The organism is Pseudomonas brassicacearum, from assembly GCF_000585995.1.
In the GTDB taxonomy this organism is placed as follows: Bacteria; Pseudomonadota; Gammaproteobacteria; order Pseudomonadales; family Pseudomonadaceae; genus Aquipseudomonas; species Aquipseudomonas brassicacearum_A.
This window is the reverse complement of record NZ_CP007410.1, coordinates 2,216,179-2,240,435: the sequence shown is the minus strand read 5'-3', so window position 1 is coordinate 2,240,435 and position 24,257 is coordinate 2,216,179. Positions and strand designations below refer to the sequence as shown.

General features: G+C 61.9%; 18 protein-coding genes and 4 tRNA genes. 2 read left to right on the top strand and 20 right to left on the bottom strand.

What is annotated here, in order from left to right; genetic code table 11:
- Positions 1–78: 78 nt before the first annotated feature.
- The 9 genes from CD58_RS09725 to leuC form a co-directional block, all read right to left on the bottom strand.
- Positions 79–711 carry a phosphoribosylanthranilate isomerase gene (locus tag CD58_RS09725; protein ID WP_025212823.1) on the bottom strand — a complete coding sequence of 211 codons (633 nt, stop codon included), beginning with the start codon at positions 709–711 and terminating at the stop codon, positions 79–81.
- Positions 712–773: 62 nt separating this feature from the next.
- Positions 774–1,598 (bottom strand): tRNA pseudouridine(38-40) synthase TruA, encoded by an 825-nt coding sequence (truA, locus tag CD58_RS09720; protein WP_038436788.1) that lies wholly within the window; start codon positions 1,596–1,598, stop codon positions 774–776.
- A gap of 276 nt (positions 1,599–1,874) precedes the next feature.
- Entirely contained in the window at positions 1,875–4,475 is a 2,601-nt protein-coding gene (locus CD58_RS09715; RefSeq protein WP_025212821.1) for a FimV/HubP family polar landmark protein, read from the bottom strand.
- 209 nt (positions 4,476–4,684) lie between these two features.
- On the bottom strand, positions 4,685–5,695 hold the full coding sequence (locus tag CD58_RS09710) for an aspartate-semialdehyde dehydrogenase (RefSeq protein WP_025212820.1): 1,011 nt from the start codon (positions 5,693–5,695) through the stop codon (positions 4,685–4,687).
- A gap of 253 nt (positions 5,696–5,948) precedes the next feature.
- A complete protein-coding gene (gene asd, locus CD58_RS09705) occupies positions 5,949–7,061 on the bottom strand; it encodes an aspartate-semialdehyde dehydrogenase (protein ID WP_025212819.1) in 1,113 nt (370 codons plus the stop codon).
- Positions 7,062–7,115: 54 nt separating this feature from the next.
- Positions 7,116–8,198: a 3-isopropylmalate dehydrogenase gene (gene leuB, locus CD58_RS09700; RefSeq protein ID WP_025212818.1), complete on the bottom strand. Its 1,083-nt coding sequence runs from the start codon at positions 8,196–8,198 to the stop codon at positions 7,116–7,118.
- Positions 8,199–8,263: 65 nt separating this feature from the next.
- Positions 8,264–9,028, bottom strand: a complete 765-nt coding sequence (locus tag CD58_RS09695; protein WP_025212817.1) for a class I SAM-dependent methyltransferase — start codon at positions 9,026–9,028, stop codon at positions 8,264–8,266.
- A 147-nt stretch (positions 9,029–9,175) separates the two neighbouring features.
- Positions 9,176–9,820, bottom strand: a complete 645-nt coding sequence (gene leuD, locus CD58_RS09690) for a 3-isopropylmalate dehydratase small subunit (RefSeq protein ID WP_025212816.1) — start codon at positions 9,818–9,820, stop codon at positions 9,176–9,178.
- Positions 9,821–9,831: 11 nt separating this feature from the next.
- Complete coding sequence (gene leuC / locus CD58_RS09685) at positions 9,832–11,250, bottom strand: 3-isopropylmalate dehydratase large subunit (protein ID WP_025212815.1); 1,419 nt, start codon at positions 11,248–11,250, stop codon at positions 9,832–9,834.
- A 156-nt stretch (positions 11,251–11,406) separates the two neighbouring features.
- On the opposite strand from leuC, the gene CD58_RS09680 reads away from it, so the two are divergent.
- Together CD58_RS09680 and CD58_RS09675 are read left to right on the top strand one after the other, a co-directional pair.
- Entirely contained in the window at positions 11,407–12,297 is an 891-nt protein-coding gene (locus CD58_RS09680; protein WP_025212814.1) for a LysR family transcriptional regulator, read from the top strand.
- 67 nt (positions 12,298–12,364) lie between these two features.
- Positions 12,365–15,643 carry an EAL domain-containing protein gene (locus CD58_RS09675; protein WP_025212813.1) on the top strand — a complete coding sequence of 1,093 codons (3,279 nt, stop codon included), beginning with the start codon at positions 12,365–12,367 and terminating at the stop codon, positions 15,641–15,643.
- Positions 15,644–15,848: 205 nt separating this feature from the next.
- Here CD58_RS09675 and CD58_RS09670 read toward each other — a convergent pair whose 3' ends face one another.
- From CD58_RS09670 to uvrB, 11 genes are all read right to left on the bottom strand, one after another.
- On the bottom strand, positions 15,849–16,301 hold the full coding sequence (locus tag CD58_RS09670) for an Hsp20 family protein (protein ID WP_025212812.1): 453 nt from the start codon (positions 16,299–16,301) through the stop codon (positions 15,849–15,851).
- A gap of 117 nt (positions 16,302–16,418) precedes the next feature.
- A complete protein-coding gene (locus CD58_RS09665; RefSeq protein WP_025212811.1) occupies positions 16,419–17,378 on the bottom strand; it encodes a tRNA dihydrouridine synthase in 960 nt (319 codons plus the stop codon).
- A gap of 244 nt (positions 17,379–17,622) precedes the next feature.
- Complete coding sequence (locus CD58_RS09660) at positions 17,623–18,072, bottom strand: acyl-CoA thioesterase (protein WP_025212810.1); 450 nt, start codon at positions 18,070–18,072, stop codon at positions 17,623–17,625.
- A gap of 45 nt (positions 18,073–18,117) precedes the next feature.
- The gene (locus CD58_RS09655) at positions 18,118–18,951 is read right to left on the bottom strand and encodes an alpha/beta fold hydrolase (RefSeq protein ID WP_025212809.1); all 834 of its coding nucleotides are present in this window, start codon (positions 18,949–18,951) and stop codon (positions 18,118–18,120) included.
- Positions 18,952–18,979: 28 nt separating this feature from the next.
- Positions 18,980–19,519 (bottom strand): TetR/AcrR family transcriptional regulator, encoded by a 540-nt coding sequence (locus CD58_RS09650; protein WP_025212808.1) that lies wholly within the window; start codon positions 19,517–19,519, stop codon positions 18,980–18,982.
- A gap of 182 nt (positions 19,520–19,701) precedes the next feature.
- Positions 19,702–19,777 (bottom strand) — tRNA-Glu (locus tag CD58_RS09645).
- Between the two features lie 77 nt (positions 19,778–19,854).
- Positions 19,855–19,930: transfer RNA gene (locus tag CD58_RS09640), tRNA-Ala, on the bottom strand.
- A 53-nt stretch (positions 19,931–19,983) separates the two neighbouring features.
- Positions 19,984–20,059: transfer RNA gene (locus tag CD58_RS09635), tRNA-Glu, on the bottom strand.
- A gap of 79 nt (positions 20,060–20,138) precedes the next feature.
- A tRNA-Ala gene (locus tag CD58_RS09630) sits at positions 20,139–20,214 on the bottom strand.
- A gap of 146 nt (positions 20,215–20,360) precedes the next feature.
- Positions 20,361–21,842: a glutamate--tRNA ligase gene (gltX, locus tag CD58_RS09625; RefSeq protein ID WP_025212807.1), complete on the bottom strand. Its 1,482-nt coding sequence runs from the start codon at positions 21,840–21,842 to the stop codon at positions 20,361–20,363.
- A 224-nt stretch (positions 21,843–22,066) separates the two neighbouring features.
- Positions 22,067–24,082: an excinuclease ABC subunit UvrB gene (gene uvrB, locus CD58_RS09620; protein WP_025212806.1), complete on the bottom strand. Its 2,016-nt coding sequence runs from the start codon at positions 24,080–24,082 to the stop codon at positions 22,067–22,069.
- Between the last annotated feature and the right edge of the window lie 175 nt (positions 24,083–24,257).

Genomic DNA, 24,257 nt, shown 5'->3' with positions numbered 1-24,257 from the left:
TTCGCTATCGGCCCACCCGGAGGCGGCGCCTGCCTGCTTTGTACAGTGCAGGTATGGACGGCGGCAGTCTGCCAGCCGTCACATTGACAACTGGCTGCTGCGTACAGCGGCCATGAACGCACGAATCCTTGCCGGATCCTTGATGCCCTTGCTCTGCTCCACCCCGCCGCTCACGTCCACCGCGTAAGGGCGCACCTGGCGAATGGCCTCGGCCACGTTTTCCGCCGTCAAGCCACCGGCGAGGATGATCGGCTTGCTCAGGCCTTGCGGCACCAGCGACCAGTCGAACGCTTCGCCGGTGCCTCCGGGAACACCCTCTACATAGGTGTCCAGCAAAATGCCGCTGGCACCGCTAAAGGCCTCGCAGCTAGCCGTGATGTCGTCCCCGGCCTTGACCCGCAACGCCTTGATGTACGGACGATGCCAGCCTTCGCAATCGGCCGGCGTCTCGTCGCCGTGAAACTGCAACAACGCCAGCGGCACCGCATCGAGGATCTCGCCCAACTCGCAACGACTGGCATTGACGAACAGGCCCACGGGGGTCACGAACGGCGGCAAGGCCTGGATGATCGCCCTCGCCTGCTGCACCGTCACCGCTCGCGGGCTCTTGGCATAAAATACCAACCCGATGGCATCGGCCCCGGCCTCGACCGCCGCCAACGCGTCCTCGACGCGGGTGATCCCGCAAATCTTGCTGCGAACGACCGGCATGTCGTTAAAACCTCAGGCAAATCCGTGAAAGTCCCGGATGGTAGCAAATGCTACGCAGGGCGTCAGCCGTCGAGTTCCGAGAAACCCGTGAGGAAATGGGGGCCGATATAACGCTCTGGCAGTTCGAACTCATCGTGATATTCGACCTGTACCAGGTACAGGCCAAACGGATGCGCCGTCACGCCACCGGAACGGCGGATACGGCTTTCGAGCACTTCCTTGATCCACTCCACCGGCCGTTCACCCGCGCCGATGGTCATCAGCACACCGGCAATATTGCGCACCATGTGGTGCAGGAACGCGCTGGCGCGGATGTCGAGCACGATCATTTTGCCGTGCCGGGTCACGCGCAGGTGGTGCAGCTCCTTGATGGGCGACTTGGCTTGGCACTGACCGGCGCGGAAGGCGCTGAAATCATGGACGCCGACCAGGTATTGCGCGGCCTCTGCCATGCGCTCGACGCCCAGCGGACGGTGGTTCCAGGTGATTTCTTCGTTCAGGTGCGCCGGGCGGATCTGATCGTTGTAGATCACATAACGATAACGCCGCGCGATGGCCTTGAAGCGGGCGTGGAAATGCGCGGGCATCGCCTTGGCCCAACTGACGCTGACGTCGTGCGGCAAGTTGATGTTGGCGCCCATCACCCAAGCCTTCATCGAACGCTCGACCTGGGTGTCGAAATGCACCACTTGACCGCAGGCATGCACACCGGCATCGGTACGGCCGGCGCAATGCAGCGACACGGGCGAATCGGCGACTTTGGACAGGGCGTTTTCAAGGGTTTCCTGCACCGTCAGTACACCGGAAGCCTGCCGCTGCCAGCCGCGATAGCGCGAGCCCTTGTATTCAACGCCCAGGGCGATCCGGAAAAAGCCGTCGGCCGCCATTTCGGCGGCCGGGTTGTCTATGTTTGCCAAGGAATTACAGCCTGCTGAGGTACGCAAAGGCGGGCATTATAAGGCGGGCGGGACGGGATGCCAGTGCAACCGTAGATCCTGGGGTGAATCGGCTGACGCCATCGCGAGCAAGCTCGCTCCCACATTTATTTGTCAGCCCCTTGCGGGAGCGAGCTTGCTCGCGATGGGGCCCGCAAAGTCCCCTCAAATTCCCGGCCAAAAAAAACGGCAGCCTCATCGGCTGCCGTTCTTGTTTACCCGATCCTCTCAGACCAGGCGCGCCAACATTTCCTGCGCTTCGCTCTTCTGCGTCGCGTCGCCTTCGCTGAGGACTTCGCCGAGGATATCCCGGGCGCCGTCGCTGTCGCCCATGTCGATGTAGGCCTGGGCCAGATCGAGCTTGGTCGCCACTTCATCGGTGCCGCTGAGGAAGTCGAAGTCCGGTTCGTCTTCTGCGCCGACCAGGGCGTCATCAGCCGTGAAGGTCGGCAGGCTCAGGTCGTCAGACAGGCGATCCAGCTCCGCGTTGACGTCATCCAGCTCGGACTCGAAAGCATCCTTTGGCTTGTCCTGGGCATCCATTTCATCGGCCAGGGACAGATCGAAATCCGCCGGCAGTTCGAGGTCGTCGGCAGGAGTGTCAGCCAAGGCTGGCGTATCGGCCTCCGGCAAGTCCAGGCCCTTGAGGTCGTCGTCCAGGTCCAGCAGGAAGTCTTCGTCATCGAGAGCCGGCGCCGGGGCATCGGCGCCCAGGTCCAGGTCAAACTCCGACAGGTCGTCCAGGCTTTCGTTGGCTTCGGTCTGCTGCTTGAGCACCGACTCGAAACTCAGGTCGTCGTCTTCCGGGAACGCGTCCAGCTCGGCGACAGGCTCGGGGGCTGGCGCGACGGGCGTGGCCTCCATGTCATCCAGGCTCAGGTCGAAGGCGCTGTCCAACTCCTCATCGGTCGGCGCCTTGTCTTCCAGCAGGTCCTTGACGTACTGCGCATCCAGTTCCGCGGCCACGGCCGCAGCGGCCAGCCCGGCGGTGGCGGCGACCACCATGGCCGGGAAACGGCTTTTGAGCTGTTCGACCTGGGCGTAGTTTTCGCCATTGGCCACCAGTTGACGTTCCTGGGCGACGAAAGCGTCGCGGTCGCCCTGCTGGCCGTAGACTTCCATCAGCTTGAGGCGCAAGTCGCTGCGCTGAGGCTCAGCCTTGATGCCTTGTTCAAGCAGGTCCGCCGCCTGGTTCAAGCGACCGCGGTCGATATGGGACTGGGCCTGGGGCAGCACATCGTCGGAGCGCTCGGCGGCCGGCGCCACCAATGGCGCCGCGATAGGCGGCGTGACGATCACCGGCGCGACCAACGGGGCCGGCTTGGGCATGGGTTTAGGGGCCGGTGTTGGCTCGAGCTTTACGCTTGGCGGTGGAACATCAATGCCCTCGAAGCTGCTCGGGGGCAGATCGAGCTCCGGGGAGAAGTCGGCCTCCTCCTCGAGGGCTCGGGCCATGCGCAAGTGTTTCTCGGCTTCTTGCTGGGCCTTGCGACGGCGGGCGAGCAACAACAGCAGCAACAGCAGGACCAGTGCGCCGCCGCCAATCAATCCCAACAGGATCGGGTTGGTCAGCAGGTCGTTGTACTTTTGCGTGTCGGAAGCAGCAGGTGTCGGCTCGACCGGTGCAGCAGGCGGCGTCGCCTCAGAGGACGCCTCAGGAGACGCCTCAGGCGCAGGGGTTGGAGCCGCCGCCGGGGTTTGTGCCGCTGGCCCAGGCGTCAATTCTGCGGACATCGCCGGGGGTGCTTCACCGGCAGGCGGGACAGCGCTGCCGTCGGCCTGCATCTTGGCCAGTTGATTGTTCTTCAGCTCGATCAGGCGCTGCAGCTTGTCCAGCTGACTTTGCAGATCGGCCATGCGGCTTTTCAGTTCTTCGTTGTCCCGGCGAGCCGAGTCGAGGCTTTCCTGGGTGACCGCGAGCTTATTGCTCAGGGCCTGGGCGTCCCCGGCAGCGCCTTTGCCCTTGCCACCCGCTTTCGCAGATTCGGCCGACACCAGGCTCAAATTATCGCGACCGGCGGCTTGCGCCGGCGCACCTTCACCGCGACCACGCTTGGTCGCGTCCAACTGCTGCTGCCCGTTGCGCGCCACGCCCGGACGCCCCTGGCGCCAGGCGGCATTCTGCGCAGCCACTTCGGCGATGGCCTGGGGTTGCGGCAGCGCGGTGCTTTGCACAGGGTCTGGCAGGCGCAGCACCTGGCCGGTCTTGAGCAGGTTGATATTGCCATTGATAAAAGCTTTGGGGTTCAACGCCTGGATCGCCAGCATGGTTTGCTGGACCGACCCACCGTTGCGCACCTTGGCCGCGATTTCCCACAGGGTATCGCGCGGCGTGGTGGTGTACTGGGAAGGCTTGGTGGCCCCGGTAACCGGTGTAGACACAACCTGGGCCGGCTTCGCCCGCGCTGCCTCAGCAGCCTGCGGCGAGAATTTGGACGGATCGAGCAACACGCTGTAGTCGCGCAACAGGCGGCCATTGGGCCACATCACCTGCACCAGGAATTTGACCATCGGCTCAGACAGCGGCTGGCTGGAGGTCACCCGCAGGACGCTTTTGCCATTGGCGTTGATCACCGGGGTGAAGGCCAGGTCGTTGAGGAAGGCCTTGCGGTCGACCCCAGCCTTGGCGAAGTCATCGGGCGAGGCCAGGCTCGGTACGACTTCGGCGGCAGTCAACTGCTGGACATCGAGCAACTCGATCTCGGCGACCAGAGGCTGGTTCGGCGGCGACTTGAGGGTCAATTCCCCGAGCCCGAGCGCTTGCGCCATACCGGAGGACAGCGCCGAGGCGGCCGCTATTGCTAACACCAGTTTGCGAACTTGAACCATAGCCTCTTCCTTTGTTTGAACATTCCTCGGCCAGCGAGAAGGTGTTTATGCCGCTGCCGTAAGGCATTGCGCGCAGCCCCGAAGCGACGGCGCGCGCGATCGTTTCATTCATGCCCCGGGTAAGCTCCCAGAGGGATGTTCGCCTTCAACGCTCTGGCCAAGCATAGCGCCCAGCTAGACTCATTCGACAAATTGTTGCCAAGTATCTTTTACAGCAGGTCTTTTATCAACAACTCAGCCACCTGCACTGCATTGAGCGCCGTACCCTTGCGCACGTTATCTGACGTCAGCCACATATTTAGTTCCGCCGGATCGTCGATGCCACCGCGTACACGACCGACATACACCACATCCTGCCCCACCGCATCGCCCACTGGCGTCGGGTAATCGCCCGCGTCCACCAGCTCGATACCGGGCGCCGCTTCCAGGGCCGCGTTGACCTTCGCCAGGTCGATGGCATTGGCAGACTGCACAGTCACGCTAAAGCTATCGCCGAAAAACACCGGGGCTTGAATGCAAGTGACGGAAATCTTTAATAAAGGTTGATTCAGCACCTGGCGCAACTCGCGGACCAGGCGCTTTTCCAGTGGCGTATGACCCTGTTCGTCCGGGGTACCGACCTGAGCCAGCAGGTTGAACGCCATCTGCCGGTCAAAGAACGTCGGCTCCACGGGGCGGGCGTTGAGCAGCTCGGCGGTCTGGCGCGCCAGTTCGCTCACGGCGACGCGGCCCTGGGCGGATACAGCGAGGCTGGCGGTCACGCTGATGCGCTGCAATTCCAGGTCGTCGCGCAGCGGTGCCAGGGCGACCGCCAGTATGGTGGCCGACGAGCTCGGGCTGCTGACCTGAAAGGGTTTGCCCAGGCCGACCAGCACCTGGGCATTGGCTTCGGGCACGATCTGCGGCGCCTGCTCTGGCGGCAAGGCACCGGACAGGTCGATCAGCGCGCAACCGGCAGCCGTGGCACGCGGTGCAAAACTCAGGGTCACCGCAGGGCCGGCGGCGAAGAACACCAGTTGGACTTTGCTGAAGTCAAACTCATCGACCTCACGCACCCGCACGTTTTTCCCGCGAAACATCACCGAACTGCCTGCCGATTCGCTGCTGGCCAGCAGGTGCAGGTTGCCAACCGGGAAGTCCCGCTCTTCGAGAATCTGGACGAGGGTTTCGCCGACAGTACCGGTGGCGCCGATCACGGCAATATCAAGGGACTGGCTCATGGGTCTACCTCAGGTAAAACGTGGGGAGCGGCACTTTACCGGGTGGAGGGTATGCAGGCAATTGGCTGGGGGACTTGCAGTGCCTGGGCTGGCCTCATCGCGAGCAAGCTCGCTCCCACATGGGATCTTCAGTGACCGCAAAACCTGTGGGAGCGAGCTTGCTCGCGATGAGGCCAGCCCTGACACACAACTGTCGCCCAATAAAAAACCCGCGCCTCTCACAAGGCACGGGTTCTTTCACCACGACATCCGATCAACGCTCGAGCAAAATCCGCAGCATGCGACGCAGCGGTTCAGCCGCGCCCCACAGCAGTTGGTCGCCGACGGTGAAAGCACCGACGAATTGCGAGCCCATGTTCAGTTTGCGCAAACGCCCCACCGGTACGTTCAGGGTGCCGGTGACCTTGGTCGGGCTCAGCTCCTGCATACTGATGTCGCGGTTGTTCGGCACCAGCTTGACCCAAGGGTTGTGCTGGCTGATCAGCCCTTCGATGTCGGCGATTGGCACATCTTTGTTCAACTTGATGGTCAACGCCTGGCTGTGGCAGCGCATCGCGCCAATGCGCACGCAGATGCCATCCACCGGGATCGGGCTCTTGAAGCGACCGAGGATCTTGTTGGTTTCGGCCTGGGCCTTCCACTCTTCACGGCTCTGGCCGTTAGGCAGTTCCTTGTCGATCCACGGGATCAGGCTGCCGGCCAGCGGCACGCCGAAGTTCTCGGTCGGGTACGCATCGCTGCGCATTGCCTCGGCGACCTTGCGGTCGATGTCCAGGATGGCGCTGGCCGGGTTGGCCAGGTCATCGGCGACGGCCGCGTGGGTCGCGCCCATCTGCTTGATCAGCTCGCGCATGTTCTGCGCGCCGGCACCGGATGCCGCCTGATAGGTCATGGCGCTCATCCACTCCACCAGACCCGCTTCGAACAGGCCACCCAGGCCCATCAGCATCAGGCTGACGGTGCAGTTGCCGCCGATGTAGTTCTTGGTGCCCGCGTCCAGCTGCTGGTCGATGACCTTGCGGTTCACCGGGTCGAGGACGATCACCGCGTCGTCCTGCATACGCAGGCTGGAAGCGGCGTCGATCCAGTAACCCTGCCAGCCGGCTTCACGCAGCTTGGGGAAGACTTCGCTGGTGTAGTCGCCGCCCTGGCAGGTCAGGATCACGTCGAGGGTCTTGAGCTCGTCAATGCTGTAGGCATCCTTGAGCGCACCGGTGTCCTTGCCCACGGAAGGGCCTTGGCCACCCACGTTGGACGTGGTGAAAAACACCGGTTCAATGAGATCGAAATCCTGCTCTTCCAGCATTCGCTGCATGAGCACGGAACCGACCATGCCGCGCCAACCGATCAGACCTACACGTTTCATCGCAACTACACCTATACAAAAGTGGGCCACTGTCGAGGCAGTGGGCCGGAAAGATTACAGATTCCGCAGCGCGGCGACTACTGCATCGCCCATTTGCTGGGTACCGACTTTGGTACAACCGGCCGACCAGATGTCGCCCGTGCGCAGACCTTGATCCAGGACCACGCTGACCGCCTTCTCGATCGCCTCGGCGGCGTCGTGGAGGTTGAAGCTGTAGCGCAACATCATCGACACCGACAGGATGGTCGCCAACGGGTTGGCAATGCCCTGCCCGGCGATGTCCGGCGCCGAACCGTGGCACGGCTCGTACATGCCCTTGTTGTGGGCATCCAGGGAGGCCGACGGCAGCATGCCGATGGAACCGGTAAGCATCGACGCTTCGTCGGACAGGATATCGCCGAACATGTTATCGGTGACGATCACATCGAACTGCTTCGGCGCGCGCACCAGTTGCATGGCGGCGTTGTCGACGTACATGTGGCTCAACTCGATGTCCGGGTAATCCTTGGCCACCTGCTCGACCACTTCGCGCCACAGTTGACTGGAAGCCAACACGTTGGCCTTGTCCACCGAGCACAGCTTCTTGCCGCGCACGCGAGCCATGTCGAAACCGACCCGGGCGATACGGCGGATTTCGCTTTCGCTGTACGGCAGGGTGTCGTAGGCCTGACGCTCGCCATTATCCAACTCACGGGTGCCACGTGGGGCGCCGAAGTAGATACCGCCGGTCAGCTCACGGACGATGAGGATGTCCAGGCCCGAGACGATTTCCGGCTTCAGGCTCGAGGCGTCGGCCAGTTGCGGGTAGAGAATCGCCGGACGCAGGTTGCCGAACAGGCCCAGTTGCGCACGGATCTTCAGCAGGCCGCGTTCGGGGCGGATGTCGCGTTCGATCTTGTCCCATTTCGGGCCGCCCACGGCGCCCAGCAGAACGGCATCGGCTGCGCGGGCACGGTCCAGGGTTTCATCGGCCAGGGGCACGCCATGCTTGTCGATGGCCGCGCCGCCGATCACGTCGTGGCTGAGTTCGAAGCCCAGGCCGTACTTGTCGTTGGCCAATTCCAGGACCTTGACCGCTTCGGCCATGATTTCCGGGCCAATGCCGTCGCCTGGGAGAATCAGAATCTGCTTGCTCATGTTTTCCTCGTTTGCTTTGTCGGCGCGCCCCGGGCTTTGTACCCTTGGACTGGCCGGGAAAAATGCTATCGCTCGGCCCACAGCACCAGTACATCTGTACTGAACGAACCATCGGCCTCAATTTCAAAATATTCACGCACTTCGTCGCCCATCGAGCGCTGCAACTCGAGAATCGCCGCTCGCATTACCTCGGGGGTGCGCATGCGCTCGACCCAGGAGCGGTACTCCAGGCGCAGGCGCTGGCGTGAGGTGCTGCGGGTGTGCAACCCCGCTTCGCTGACCTGGCGCAGCCATTCACCGGCGGAGTAATCGCGCACATGGCTGGTGTCACGCAGCACTTCGACACTTTGCAGGTACGTGTCCAGCAAGGGCGCGCCAGGCGACAGGACATCAATGAACGCCACCACCCCGCCCGGCTTGAGCACCCGGCGCACTTCCCGCAAGGCCAGGCCCAGGTCGCTCCAATGATGCGCCGAGTAGCGGCTGAATACGAAGTCGAACTCACCGTCGGCAAACGGCAGGCGCTCGGCGGCACCGTGCACCGTGGCAATGTTGTCCAGGCCCCGCTCCACTGCCGCCGCAGTCACGACGTCGAGCATCTGCTGGGACAGATCATAGGCCACCACTTCACCGACCAGCGGTGCGACATGGAAACTGACGTGACCGGCGCCGCACCCCAGGTCCAGCACCCGGGCATCGCCATGACCTGCAAGCTCAGCCTGTAGCAGCGCGAACTCGGTACCCTGGGCGTGCACAGCACTGCTCAGATAGGCCGAGGCCTGTTCACCGAATTGCTTTTGTACTACTTGACTGTGGGCGGTGCTGGTCATGGGACTTCCCTATGGTTTTTTATTGCCTGGGCGGACCCCATCGCGAGCAAGCTCGCTCCCACAGGGGATTGTTAACACCGCAAATCCAATGTGGGAGCGAGCTTGCTCGCGATGAGGCCGGTACTGCCTACCTCAATCTCAAATCAATCAAGCATCGCGAAACAACCAAGGCTGGCTCGCCCGGTGCTTGGCTTCAAACGTGGCAATCGCCTCGCCGTCCTGCAAGGTCAAGCCGATGTCGTCCAGGCCGTTGAGCAGGCAATGCTTGCGAAACGCGTCGATTTCGAACTTCAGCACCTTGCCATCGGGACGGGTCACGGTCTGGGCCGCCAGGTCGATCTGCAACTGATAACCGGGGTTCGCCTCGACCTGTTGGAACAGTTCATCCACTTCAGCGTCGCTCAAGATGATCGGCAGCAAACCGTTCTTGAAGCTGTTGTTGAAGAAGATGTCGGCGTAGCTCGGCGCGATGATGCTGCGAAAACCGTACTCTTCCAACGCCCACGGCGCGTGTTCGCGGCTCGAGCCGCAGCCGAAGTTTTCCCGGGCCAGCAACACGCTGGCGCCTTGGTAGCGCTCGGCGTTGAGCACGAAATCCTTGTTCAACGGGCGCTTGGAGTTGTCCTGGTACGGCTGGCCGACATCCAGGTAGCGCCACTCATCGAACAGGTTCGGGCCGAAGCCGGTGCGCTTGATGGATTTCAAGAACTGCTTGGGAATGATCTGGTCGGTGTCGACGTTGGCACGATCCAAAGGCGCGACAAGACCAGTGTGCTGGGTAAAAGCTTTCATGCTGCGCTCCTTCAGATCAATTCACGGACGTCGACGAAACGGCCGTTGACAGCCGCCGCCGCGGCCATGGCCGGGCTCACCAGGTGCGTACGGCCACCGGCGCCCTGACGGCCTTCGAAGTTACGGTTGGAGGTGGAGGCGCAATGCTCGCCCGACTCCAAACGGTCCGGGTTCATCGCCAGGCACATCGAGCACCCTGGCTCGCGCCATTCGAAACCGGCCTCGAGGAAAATCTTGTCCAGCCCTTCCGCTTCAGCCTGGGCCTTCACCAGGCCCGAGCCCGGCACCACGATGGCCTGCTTGATGGTCGAGGCGACTTTGCGGCCCTTGGCGATCACCGCCGCGGCGCGCAGGTCCTCGATCCGCGAGTTGGTGCAGGAGCCGATGAACACGCGATCGAGCTGGATGTCAGTGATCGCCTGGTTGGCGCTCAAGCCCATGTACTTCAAGGCACGGACGATGGAGTCGCGCTTGACCAGGTCCATTTCCTTGGCTGGATCCGGTACGTTCTGGTCCACCGCCAGGACCATTTCCGGGGAAGTGCCCCAGCTGACTTGCGGCTTGATCTGCGTCGCGTCGAGCTCGACCACCGTGTCGAACTTGGCATCGGCATCGGAGACCAGGTCTTTCCAGGCCTCGACCGCCATGTCCCATTCCGCGCCTTTAGGCGAGAACGGACGGCCCTTGACGTATTCCACGGTTTTTTCATCGGCGGCCACCAGGCCCACGCGGGCACCGGCCTCGATGGACATGTTGCAAATGGTCATGCGCCCTTCGACGGACAAGTCGCGAATCGCGCTGCCGGCGAACTCGATGGCATGGCCGTTACCGCCAGCGGTGCCGATCTTGCCGATCACGGCCAGGACGATGTCCTTGGCGGTCACGCCGAACGGCAACTTGCCTTCGACGCGCACCAGCATATTTTTCATTTTCTTGGCGACCAGGCACTGGGTGGCGAGCACATGCTCGACCTCGGAGGTGCCGATGCCATGGGCCAAGGCGCCGAAAGCGCCGTGGGTCGAGGTGTGGGAGTCGCCGCAGACCACGGTCATGCCCGGCAAGGTCGCGCCCTGCTCCGGGCCGATGACGTGGACGATGCCTTGGCGCACATCGTTCATCTTGAATTCAACGATGCCGTATTCGTCACAGTTATCGTCGAGGGTCTGGACTTGCAGGCGCGAGACCTCGTCGGCAATGGCTTCGATGCCGCCCTTGCGCTCCGGCGTGGTCGGTACGTTGTGGTCCGGGGTCGCGATATTGGCATCGATGCGCCATGGCTTGCGCCCGGCCAGGCGCAGGCCTTCGAAGGCTTGCGGCGAAGTCACTTCGTGGATGATGTGACGATCGATGTAGATCAGCGCCGAGCCATCGTCGCGCTGCTTGACCAAATGCGAATCCCAGAGCTTGTCGTAGAGCGTTTTGCCGGCCATCAGACGGTTTCCTCATCAGCTTGTTTCTATGCCCCGGGTCCTGACGAATCAATAACCCCTTGGCTTGTGAGGCTGATCCTATGGGGTTACATTAAATAACTCAAATTCATATTTTTCATACTTTGCATAACCAACTGGAATCCGACCGGAAGCGCCATGGACCTCGCCAATCTCAATGCCTTTATTGCCATCGCCGAGACCGGCAGTTTCTCCGGCGCCGGCGAACGCCTGCACTTGACCCAGCCGGCCATCAGCAAGCGCATTGCGGGCCTGGAGCAACAACTCAAGGTGCGCCTGTTCGATCGCCTGGGCCGTGAAGTGAGCCTGACCGAGGCCGGTCGCGCCTTACTGCCACGGGCCTACCAAATCCTCAACGTGTTGGACGACACCCGCCGCGCCCTGACCAACCTGACCGGCGAAGTGACCGGCCGCCTGACGCTCGCCACCAGCCATCACATCGGCCTGCACCGCCTGCCACCTTTATTGAGGGAGTTCACCCGACGCTACCCCCAGGTGGCGCTGGATATTCAGTTCCTGGATTCGGAAGTGGCCTACGAAGAAATCCTCCATGGCCGGGCGGAACTGGCCGTCATCACCCTCGCCCCCGAGCCCCACACGCTGGTGCGCGCCACGCCGGTATGGGACGACCCTTTGGACTTCGTGGTGGCCCCGGAACATGCGCTGCTGGACAACGGCGGTGTCAGCCTGGCGGACATCGCCTTGCATCCAGCGGTTTTCCCGGGCGGCAACACCTTTACCCACCACATCGTCCGACGTTTGTTCGAGGCCCAGGGCCTGACGCCCAACATCGCCATGAGCACGAATTACCTGGAAACCATAAAAATGATGGTTTCCATCGGCCTGGCCTGGAGCGTCCTGCCGCGCACCATGCTCGATGATCAGGTGGCACGCATTCCTTTGCCGGGCATACAGCTCAGTCGCCAGCTAGGCTATATCTTGCACACCGAACGGACGCTGTCGAATGCCGCACGGGCTTTCATGGCCTTACTGGATGCACAAATCGATCTGCCAAGGACAAAGGCATAGGTTGTGCTACTCCTATAGAGCCGCAACACCCGTGCCCAACGCCCAATCTGCCAAGGCTCGCTAGATAATGCCCAAACCCGCTGACCACCTCCCGCCCCTGCCGCGCATTCAGGCGCTCGACCCAAAACGGTCCGAGCAAAGCTGGGACAGTGCGCCGCAGTTGCTGGCCGCCCTGAACGGGGCGCGGCTGGGAGCCTGGTCGTGGGACATCGATACCGGGCAAATCAGCTGGTCCCGGGGCACCCAGGCGTTGTTCGGCTTCGATCCGCGCCAGCCATTGCCGGCCGACGTGGACTACCTGGACCTGTTGCTGCCCGAAGACCGGGCCAAAGCCATGCGCGCCTTTCACGCGGCCGTCGCCGGCGCGCCACTGGAACAGGCGATGCACCACCGCATCGTCTGGCCTGACGGCAGCCTGCACTGGCTGGAAATCAGCGGCAGCGTGCTGCCCGATAAACATGGCCGTCCCCGAATGATCGGGGTGATCCGCGAGATCACCCATCAACGTGAGCGCGAACAAGCGCTGCGCAGCTCGGAAAAACGCTTTGCCACGCTCTTTCACCTCTGCCCCAACATGGTTTTGCTGACCCGTCAGGAAGACGGCTTGATCAGCGAGGCCAACCAGTATTTCGAAAGCCTGTTTGGCTGGCCGGTACACGACGTGATTGGCCGCACCACCCTGGAGCTGGGGCTGTGGGTCGACCCCGGGAAACGGGCAAAGCTGGTGGAAGCAACAAAAGCCAAGGGCGAACTGGTGAGCATGGAGGTGGAGTTCCGGGCCAGCAACGGCCAGGTCCATAACGGTATTCTCAGCGCACAGAAAGTCGAGCTCGAGGGCCAGCCCTATCTGTTGAGCACGTTCCTCGACACCACCGAGCGCAAACTGGCCGAACAGGCCCTCAAGGACAGCCAGGAACGCCTGGACCTGGCGCTCGATTCGGCGCAGCTGGGCACCTGGGACTGGCACATTCCTAGCGGCATGCTCTACGGCTCGGCGCGGGCTGCGCAACTCCATGGCCTGGAACCCAAGCCATTCCACGAATCCTTCGATGCGTTTTTTGACGGCGTGCCCACCGAAGAGCGCAATAACATGCGCAACGCCTACCGCAGCCTGCGGGAAGGGCCGGCGGGCAACTATCAACTGACCTACCGCGTGCAATTGCCGGACGGCAGCTCCCGTTACCTGGAAAGCCGCGCCCGCCTCCACCGCAACGCTGACGGCAGCCCTTTGCGCATGGCCGGCACCTTGCTGGACATCACCGATCAGGTGGAGCGCGAACAGAGCCTGGCGGCCTCGGAGGAGAAATTCGCCACGCTGTTCCAGGTCAGCCCCGACCCCATCTGCGTCACACATCAGGACAGCGGCCGGTTCATCGAAATCAACTCCAGCTTCACCCAGACCTTCGGCTGGGCGGCGAGTGATGTGATCGGCCTGAGTGCCGACGAAATCGGCCTCTGGGATGCCTCGGGCAGCAGCCTGCAACGCATCGAGCGAGTGATCCGCGAGCAATCCCTGAACAACGTCGCCATCGTCGTCCATCATAAAAACGGCCAGCCGCTGACCTGCGTGATCTCCAGCCGACAAATCAACGTCGGCAACCAGCCTTGTATCGTCACCACCTTGCGGGACATCACCCAACAACAACGCTCCGAAGCGGCCCTCAAGGCCAGCGAGGAGAAATTCGCCAAGGCGTTTCACTCCAGCCCCGACGCCATCACCATTACCGAATGCGACAGCGGCCGCTACCTCGAAGTCAACGACGGCTTCTGCCGCCTGACCGGCTACCGCGCCGACGAAGTGATCGGGCACACGGTCTACGAAGTCGGAATCTGGGCCGAAGAAAAACAGCGCGCGACTCTCCTGGCCGAGCTGAAACTCAAAGGCCGCGTGCATCACATGGAAATGCTCGGGCGCAACAAACGCGGGGAAATGCTTACCGTTGAGGTCTCGGTGGAGCCCATCACGCTCAACGAAACGGACTGTCTGTTACTGACGGCCCGGGACGTGAGCCTGCTGCGCAACGCTGAAGCACAGATACGCCACCTGGCCTATCACGACTCGCTGACCAACCTGCCCAACCGGGCGTTGCTGATGGACCGGCTGAGCCAGCAAATCGCCCTGCTCAAGCGCCACAACCTGCGTGGCGCGCTGCTGTTTCTGGACCTGGACCACTTCAAGCACATCAACGACTCCCTCGGTCATCCGGTGGGCGACACCGTGCTGAAAATCATCACCGCGCGCCTTGAAGCCAGCGTGCGCCTGGAAGACACCGTGGCGCGGCTGGGCGGCGACGAATTCGTGGTGTTGCTCAGTGGTTTGGAGGGCAGCCGCGCAGCCGTCAGCGAGCAAGTGCAGAACCTGGCCGATACCTTGCGCGATTTGCTCTCGGAGCCGATGTTCCTCGATGGCCAGCGCCTGCAAGTCACGCCGAGCATCGGGATGGCGCTGATCCCCGACCACGGTTCTACCCCGACCGACCTGCTCAAGCGCGCCGACATCGCGCTGTACCGCGCCAAGGATTCGGGCCGCAACACCTCGCAGATGTTCCACGCCACCATGCAAAAAGCCGCCAGCGAACGCCTGCGCATGGAAACCGACCTGCGCCAGGCCCTGGCACGCGGCGAGTTCAGTTTGCATTTCCAGCCTCAGGTCGACGCTCGGGACAACCGCATCGTCGGCGCCGAGGCCCTGGTACGCTGGCATCACCCGGACCTGGGCGCCCAGTCGCCCGCCGAATTCATCAAAGTGCTGGAGGACAGCGGGCTGATCCTGGAAGTCGGGACCTGGATCCTCGATGAAGCCTGCGACGGCTTCAAGCAACTGATCGCCAGGGGCAAGGTCGATCCGCAGCAGTTCAGCCTGTGCGTGAACATCAGCCCGCGGCAGTTCCGCCAGAGCGACTTCGTCGAGCGCATTGAAACCTGCCTCGCCACCCACGGCCTGCCCTGCTCCATGCTGAAGCTGGAAATCACCGAAGGCATCGTGATCCAGAACCTGGACGACACCATCGCCAAGATGCGCCGGCTCAAGAAATTGGGAGTGAGCTTCGCCATGGACGACTTCGGCACCGGCTACTCGTCGCTGACTTACCTCAAGCGCCTGCCGGTGGACACGCTGAAAATCGACCAGTCATTCGTGCGCGACGCCACCAGCGACCCCAACGACGCTGAAATCATCCGCGCCATCGTCGCCATGGCCCGCAGTCTCAATCTGGAAATGATTGCCGAAGGCGTGGAAACCCTGGAGCAATTGCAATTCCTGCAAGGGCTTGATTGCCATTTGTACCAGGGTTATTTGCATAGCCGGCCGTTGCCGCTGGAGGCGTTTGAGCGGTTGTTGCCGTAGCCTATGCAGCCAGGCAGGAGGCTTTTGTGGCGAGGGAGCTTGCTCCCGCTGGACTGCGCAGCAGTCCCAATCAATTGTCGAGGCGATTGGCGCCTTTAAGGGCCGCTTCGCGCCCCAGCGGGAGCAAGCTCCCTCGCCACAGTAATTCTCGGTGCTGCACAATGAAGAAGGGCGCCATTTGGCGCCCTTCTTCAGCTGCGATGCATCAGTTTTGCAACGCGGGTTGCTGCTGCACCCCATTGATCGGGATGCGCTTGGCTTTCGCCTCTTCCGGTACCACCCGCAACAGATCGATGCTCAACAGACCGTTGCTCAGGCCGGCGGATTTGATCTCGATATGATCCGCCAACCGGAAGGACAGCTTGAACGCACGCTGGGCGATGCCCTGGTGCAGGTAGGTCACGCTGTCGTTGCTGGCCTCACGCTTACCGCCACTGATGGTCAGCACACCTTTTTCCACCTGAAGGTCCAGGTCTTCTTCCTGGAACCCGGCGGCGGCGACCACGATGCGGTACTCGTCATCACCATATTTTTCCACGTTGTAGGGTGGATAGCTGCTACCCGGTTCGTTGCGCAAGGCGGTTTCGAACAGGTCGTTGAAACGGTCGAAGCCCACCGAGGAACGGAACAGCGGGGCCAGGGAAAATGCAGTACTCATGATTCAAATCTCCTGAAATTCAGCAAGTTTTTTTGTCTCCGCGACCCGAATTCGGCATCGCGTAACCCCTATCTAGGGTCCGCCAAATACTTTTCAAGAGCTTTTTTTGAAATTTTTTCAGGCCGCTTCGGTGCGCTGTACACCCAGCAAACGGCCCACCGCGTCCAGCTCGGTTTCCCGCCGAAGGGCAGTGAACAACGCCACTGCTTCAGGGTAATTGCGGGTCAGCATTGCCAGCCATTGCTTCAACCGACCGGGCGCCTGACGGGGTGTCAGTTGCTCGACCACCTGCACCCAGAAATCCTGGAGCATCGGTTGCAACTCAGCCCAGGACATCTCGACCACCTCTTCACCGGCCCGCGCCGCTGCGATCTGCCGGGCCAGGTCAGGGCGGGAAACGAGGCCGCGTCCGAGCATGATGTCTTCGACGCCGCTGATCTCGCGGCACCGACGCCAGTCTTCCACGCTCCAGATATCGCCGTTGGCGAACACCGGCACCTTGACCACGTCCTGAACCCTGGGGATCCATTCCCAGTGAGCCGGCGGTTTGTAGCCATCGGCCTTGGTCCGCGCATGCACCACGATGTGCGCCGCGCCGCCTTCGGCCAGCGCCGTGGCACAAACCAGCGCGCCGTCAGGGCTGTCGAAACCCAAGCGCATCTTGGCGGTGACGGGGATGTGCCTGGGCACCGCGCGACGCACGTGCTCGACGATTTGGTTGAGCAGTTCCGGCTCTTTAAGCAGCACTGCCCCGCCCCGGGATTTGTTCACGGTCTTGGCCGGGCAGCCAAAGTTCAGGTCAATGACCTCTGAGCCCAACTCGCAAGCCAACGCCGCGTTTTCCGCCAGGCACACCGGATCGGAGCCGAGCAACTGCACCCGCAATGGCACGCCGGCAGCGGTCCGGGCATCGGTCAGCAGTTCAGGGGCGAGCTTATGGAAATAGGCAGGCGTGAGCAGGCGGTCATTGATGCGGATGAACTCGGTGACGCACCAGTCGATACCGCCAACCCGAGTCAGGACGTCCCGCAGGATGTTGTCGACCAACCCCTCCATGGGCGCCAGGGCAATTTGCATGGAAAAACACACTCAACGAAAAAACGTGCAGCAGTTTACCGGATTTTGCTCCCAACATCGGAATTCCCCGCCAATCCCTGTGGGAGCGAGCTTGCTCGCGATGGCGGTGGGTCAGCTTGCGGGAATGTTGAATGTGCCGCCGCTTTCGCGAGCAAGCTCGCTCCCACAGGGGGTTGGGGACACCCACAGCATCGGAGTCCACCACAATCTGTGTGGGAGCGAGCTTGCTCGCGATGGCGGTGGATCAGTCGGTGAAGATGCCAGATGGATTCAGCGCCACGCCATAGCCTTCGATGAATTCCGGCGGCATGCGCTTGGGCCTGCCGGTGGACAGTTCGATGCAGACGAATGTGGTCTGGGCGCGCAGCAAGGTGGTGTTGTCACTGGGGCGGATCAGCTGGAAATGCCGGGTCATTTTCAACCGCTGGTCCCAGTCGACGATCCAGGTCGCCAGTTGCAGCTCGTCGCCTTCGTAGGCCGCCGCCAGGTAATCGATTTCATGCCGCACCACCGCCATGGCCCGGTCCAGTCGCCGATATTCCACCAGGTCCAGTCCCAGGCGCTGGGAATGGCGCCAGGCACAACGCTCGAGCCAGGTGACGTATACCGCGTTGTTGGCGTGGCCCAGCCCGTCGATGTCTTCGGCATTTACTTGAAGATCAATGATGAACGGCGTTGCCCGATCCCAGCCCATGCCCCTCTCCCGGTTGAATGTGGATCGGGGCAGTGTAACGGATGATCAAGCCGATTGCCGCGCTTGCAGGCTGCGCCCGGCCAGCAGTGATAACACACCATCAATGACACGAGGATCGGCCAGCACCCGCTGGTGTCCACCCTCTGGCAATCGCAGCAAGCGGCTGTCGAACCAGGCTTCGTGGATCAGTTGCGATTCCTTGACCGAGACGAATGTGTCGTCCTCGGCATGGACGATCAGCCCGGGCAGGTCCAGCTGGTAGTGGGAGACGTCCATCTTCGAGGCCCGCATGCCGACGTCACGCTCCACTTCGCGAATGAAGGCCGAACGCGCCTTGGGTGGCAACCCCATGATCCGGGCGAACCCGCGCAACACGCCAAGAATGCGCGCGGGCGCGGCAACGCTGACCAGCGTCTGGGTACGCAACCCCAATTGAACCGCCAGCATGGCACTGGCACCGCCCATGGAATGCCCGATCACGGCTTGCAGCGGCGGCAATTCAGCCGCGGCTTCAAGCATGGCCCTGGCGAACAGCAAGACATTCGCCTCGCGACCAGGAGAGCGACCATGGGCCGGGCCGTCCAGCGCCACCACCATATAGCCGGCGTCCACCAACGCAGTGATCAACGCCCCGAACTGAGTGGGCCGCCCTTCCCAGCCGTGCATCAGCAGAACGACCGGACCCCTGCCCCAACGCAAGGCCGACAGACCGAAACGCAAGGTGATGCGCTCAGAACTGGCCAGCAGCGGCAATTCCCAGTCACGCGGCGGCAGGTTCCGGGGGTGCATGAACACCCCGCGCATCTTTTTCGCTACCAGGCGCGGAGCCAGCCGGCCAAGTGTGCCATTGACGCCACGAATCCAGCTCAACCTGTTCATCGCTCATCTCCAGGGCTTGCGCCTTAGCTCATCGCACCGCCGACTTTGCGGCGCGCAGCAAACGATCCGACAACTCTCCGGGGCCCAATGCCCGTGCCAAGGCCAGGCCACCGACCATCAGGGCGATGTCGGCCAAGACTTTGTCGGCGTCTTCCGGGCTGGCCGCCAACTGCGCGGTCATCAGCTCGATATGCTCATTGAGGACCTCACGGAACGCATCCGGCAGCCGTCCGAGCTCACCGACCGACGCTGGGATCGGGCAAGCGTTTTCGGTGGAGTCGCGGTGCTTGCGCGACAGATAGAACGCCGCGACCAAAGCGCGCCGCTCTTCACCGGTCAGCTCGGCATCCATGTCGGCAATCAAGCCACGCCGCCGGCTGAGCAGGCTCTTGAACGCCTCCAGCATCAGGGCATCCTTGCTTTCGAAATGGGCATAGAAGCCACCCACTGTCAGCCCGGCCGCGCCCATCACCTCGCCCACGCTCGGCTCTGCCGGGCCACGCTGGATCAGCGCATCGCTGGCGGCCTTGAGAATGCGCTCACGGGTTTGTGCCTTTTTATCGCTCATCGCCACCTCCGAATATTACGATTGAAATATTATCCACATAATAATTTTATGCAAGCGGAAATTCTGACCGCTGATCAGAAGCATCTTTTCGAGAAATAGAAGAGTTGGCCGAACGCCAGGCAAACAAAAGGGCCATTCAAGAATTGAATGACCCTTATAAAATCCCGCAGAGCGGGTAATCGTGGCGTCCCCTAGGGGACTCGAACCCCTGTTACCGCCGTGAAAGGGCGGTGTCCTAGGCCACTAGACGAAGGGGACACAAACCTTCTGAACATGATCAGCGCTGAGAACTGATCGACTCAAGGCCGGTGTGGCCAGACCTTGAACCTGTAAATTGGTGGAGCTAGACGGGATCGAACCGTCGACCTCTTGCATGCCATGCAAGCGCTCTCCCAGCTGAGCTATAGCCCCGGATTTTTCGCCTCGCGGCGGAGCGATATCTTGCAACATCGCTTCTGTAAAACTGGCGTCCCCTAGGGGACTCGAACCCCTGTTACCGCCGTGAAAGGGCGGTGTCCTAGGCCACTAGACGAAGGGGACGCAAACCCTTCTATACAACTGATCAACGCTGAGTGTTGATCGCTTCAAGCCCCGTGTGGCCAGGCCTTGAAGTGTAAATTGGTGGAGCTAGACGGGATCGAACCGTCGACCTCTTGCATGCCATGCAAGCGCTCTCCCAGCTGAGCTATAGCCCCTCATCGCTGAGGACGGGGCGAATCTTAAGGGCGTATCAGAGGGCTGTCAAATTTATTTTCAACAAATTTGAAAGTTTTTTGCCGGGATAACAATCACTTACCGACAAACCCCGGAAAACCGGGGTATGCCCTGCTCCATCGACCGCTTAGGCAATCGCGCCCAACAGTTTTTCCCACTCCTTGTTTTCCTTCTTCGACACGCCACCGAGCAAGTCGATGGCCTGGCGCAGGCGGAAGCGGGTCAGGTCCGGGCCGAGAATTTCCATGGCATCGAGCACCGACACCGAGCTGGCCTGGCCGGTAATCGCGGCGAACATCAGCGGCATGGCGTCACGCAGCTTCAACTCCAGATGTTCGACAACCGCCTGGATGGTGGCGGTGATGCTGTCTTTTTCCCACTGCCGCAGGCTTTCGAGTTTCCACAGGATCAACTGCATCAACTGGCGGACCTGATCGCCCGACAGCTTCTTGGATTCGAACAGCTTCGCATCCGGCGTCACGCCACCGGCAAAGAAGAAACCGGCCAGCGGTGCGATCTGGCTGAAGGTCTCTACCCGGCCCTGCACATGGGGAGCGATCTTCATCATGTACTCAGGGTTCAACGCCCACTTCTGCACCCGTGCGGCGAACTCCTCCACCGGCAGGTCCCGCAGCCACTGGCCGTTGAGCCACGACAGCTTCTCGACGTCGAAGATCGGCCCACCCAGGGAGACGCGCGACAGATCGAAGTGCTCGACCATTTCCTGCAGCGAGAACTTCTCGCGCTCGTCCGGCATCGACCAGCCCATGCGGCCCAGGTAATTGAGCATCGCTTCGGGCATGAAGCCCATGCGCTCGTAGAACGTCACCGAGGTCGGGTTCTTGCGCTTGGACAGCTTGCTCTTGTCCGGGTTACGCAGCAGCGGCATGTAGCACAGCTGCGGTTGTTCCCAGCCGAAGTATTCGTAGAGCAGGATCAGTTTCGGTGCCGACGGCAGCCATTCCTCACCGCGCAACACATGGGTGATGCCCATCAGGTGATCGTCGACCACGTTGGCCAGGAAGTACGTCGGCAGGCCGTCGGTCTTCATCAGCACTTGCATGTCCATGCGATCCCACGGGATCTCGACGTCGCCACGCAGCATGTCTGGCACCACGCAGACGCCCTCGGTGGGCACCTTCATGCGGATCACATGGGGCTCGCCAGCTGCCAGGCGACGGGCGACTTCTTCCTTGGACAGCAGCAATGCACGGCCGTCGTAGCGCGGGGTTTCGCCACGGGCCATCTGCTCGGCGCGCATCTGGTCCAGCTCTTCGGCGGTGCAGAAGCAGGGGAACGCATGCCCCATGTCCACCAACTGCTGGCAGTACTGCTTGTAGATATCGCCGCGCTCGCTCTGGCGATATGGACCATGGGGGCCGCCGACATCCGGGCCTTCACTCCAATCGATACCCAGCCAGCGCAATGCGTCGAAAATCTGCTGCTCGGACTCGCGGGTCGAACGCAACTGGTCGGTGTCCTCGATCCGCAGGATGAATTCGCCGCCATGTTGCTTGGCAAAGCAATAGTTGAACAAAGCGATGTAAGCGGTGCCGACATGGGGATCGCCAGTAGGCGAAGGCGCGATGCGGGTGCGGACGGTGGTCATGGCATGTCTCGGAATGAATATAAAAGCGAAGATCCAACAGGGGGCGAATGGTAACAGGCGATGGCGGGCGGGCTCCAGTGAGAGCGGGATTTGAGTGGCCAGCCGTCAGACCGAGTCGCGCCCATCGCGAGCAAGCTCGCTCCCACAAGGGATCATTGGGCGACTCAATCAACCTGTGGGAGCGAGCTTGCTCGCGATGGCGCCCTTGAAATGGCCACAAAACCTCAGACAGTCAGCAACCGCTCCCGCAACTTGCCAATCTCATCGCGCATTTGCGCCGCTGCTTCGAACTCCAGATCCCGGGCCAGTTGGTACATTTTCTCTTCCAACTGCCGGATACGCTTGGCGATTTCGCTCGGCGAGCGCAGTTCGGCTTCGTAGCGGGCGCTCTCTTCGGCGGCCTTGGCCATGCCCTTGCGCTTTTTACTGCGCGAGCCGGGCACGGTGGCGCCTTCCATGATGTCGGCGACGTCCTTGAACACCCCTTTGGGCGTGATGCCATTGGCCAGGTTGAACGCGATCTGTTTATCGCGACGGCGCTCGGTCTCGCCGATGGCCCGCTCCATGGAGCCGGTCATGCGGTCGGCATAAAGAATCGCCCGGCCATTGAGGTTACGCGCCGCGCGACCGATGGTCTGGATCAACGAGCGCTCGGAGCGCAGGAAACCTTCCTTGTCGGCGTCGAGAATCGCCACCAGCGACACTTCCGGCATGTCCAGGCCTTCGCGCAGCAAGTTGATGCCCACCAGCACATCGAAGGTGCCCAGGCGCAGATCGCGAATAATCTCGACCCGCTCCACCGTATCGATGTCCGAGTGCAGGTAACGCACCCGCACGCCATGGTCGGCCAGGTAATCGGTGAGGTCCTCGGACATGCGCTTGGTCAGCGTGGTGACCAGCACCCGCTCCTCCAACGCCACGCGCTTGGTGATTTCCGAGAGCAGGTCGTCGACCTGGGTCAGCGCCGGGCGCACTTCGATCTGCGGGTCCACCAGCCCGGTCGGCCGCACCAATTGCTCGATCACCCGGCCGGCATGCTCGGCCTCGTAGTTGCCGGGGGTGGCCGAGACAAAGATCGTCTGCGGGCTGACGCTTTCCCATTCGTCGAAGCGCATCGGCCGGTTGTCCAGGGCTGAGGGCAGGCGGAAACCGTACTCCACCAGGGTTTCCTTGCGTGATCGGTCGCCTTTGTACATGGCGCCGACCTGGGGCACGCTGACGTGGGACTCGTCGATCACCAGCAAGGCATCGGCCGGCAGATAGTCATACAAGGTGGGCGGCGGCGCACCCGCCGGGCGGCCCGACAGGTAGCGCGAGTAGTTTTCGATGCCGTTGCAGTAGCCCAGTTCCAGGATCATCTCCAGGTCGAAGCGAGTCCGCTGCTCCAGGCGCTGGGCTTCCACCAGTTTGTTGTTCGAGCGCAGGTATTCCAAGCGCTCCTGCAGCTCGACCTTGATCCCTTCGATGGCATCCAACAGGGTTTCCCGCGGCGTCACGTAGTGGCTCTTGGGGTAGAAAGTGAAGCGTGGCAGCTTGCGGATGACCTCGCCGGTCAACGGGTCGAACGCCGAAAGACTTTCCACCTCATCGTCGAACAGCTCGATGCGGATCGCTTCCAAGTCCGACTCTGCCGGGTAGATGTCGATCACATCGCCACGCACCCGGAACGTCGCCCGGGCGAAATCCATGTCGTTGCGGGTGTACTGCAAATCCGCCAGGCGCCGGAGCAAGGCGCGCTGGTCGAGTTTATCGCCGCGATCCACATGCAGCACCATCTTCAAATAGGTTTCCGGGCTGCCCAGGCCGTAGATGCACGACACCGTGGTGACGATGATGGCGTCCTTGCGCTCCAGCAAAGCCTTGGTCGCCGACAGCCGCATCTGCTCGATGTGGTCGTTGATCGAGGCATCCTTCTCAATGAAGGTGTCCGACGACGGCACGTAGGCCTCGGGCTGGTAGTAGTCGTAATAAGAGACGAAATATTCCACCGCGTTATTCGGGAAGAACGCCTTGAACTCACCGTACAACTGCGCCGCCAGGGTTTTGTTCGGCGCCAGCACCAGGGTCGGGCGCTGGACCTGGGCGATTACATTGGCAATGCTGAAGGTCTTGCCCGAGCCGGTCACACCGAGCAGCGTCTGGTGCGCCAACCCGGCCTCGATGCCTTCGACCATCAGGCGGATCGCTTCCGGCTGGTCGCCGGCGGGCTCGAATCGGGTGACTAGCTGGAATTCAGACATAACATAACCTCTGGGTTCGTTCCTGTCGGCCAGCCGACAGGAACGAGAAAGACCGAAACGACTGCTGTCGTCCGAGGAAAAAGCTGGGATGCACACAATGTGGAGGTGAATGCCTTCGCTTTCAAGACGAACGTCCTACACGCCTTGAAGACTTTGACGCGGCGAAGGGACTAAC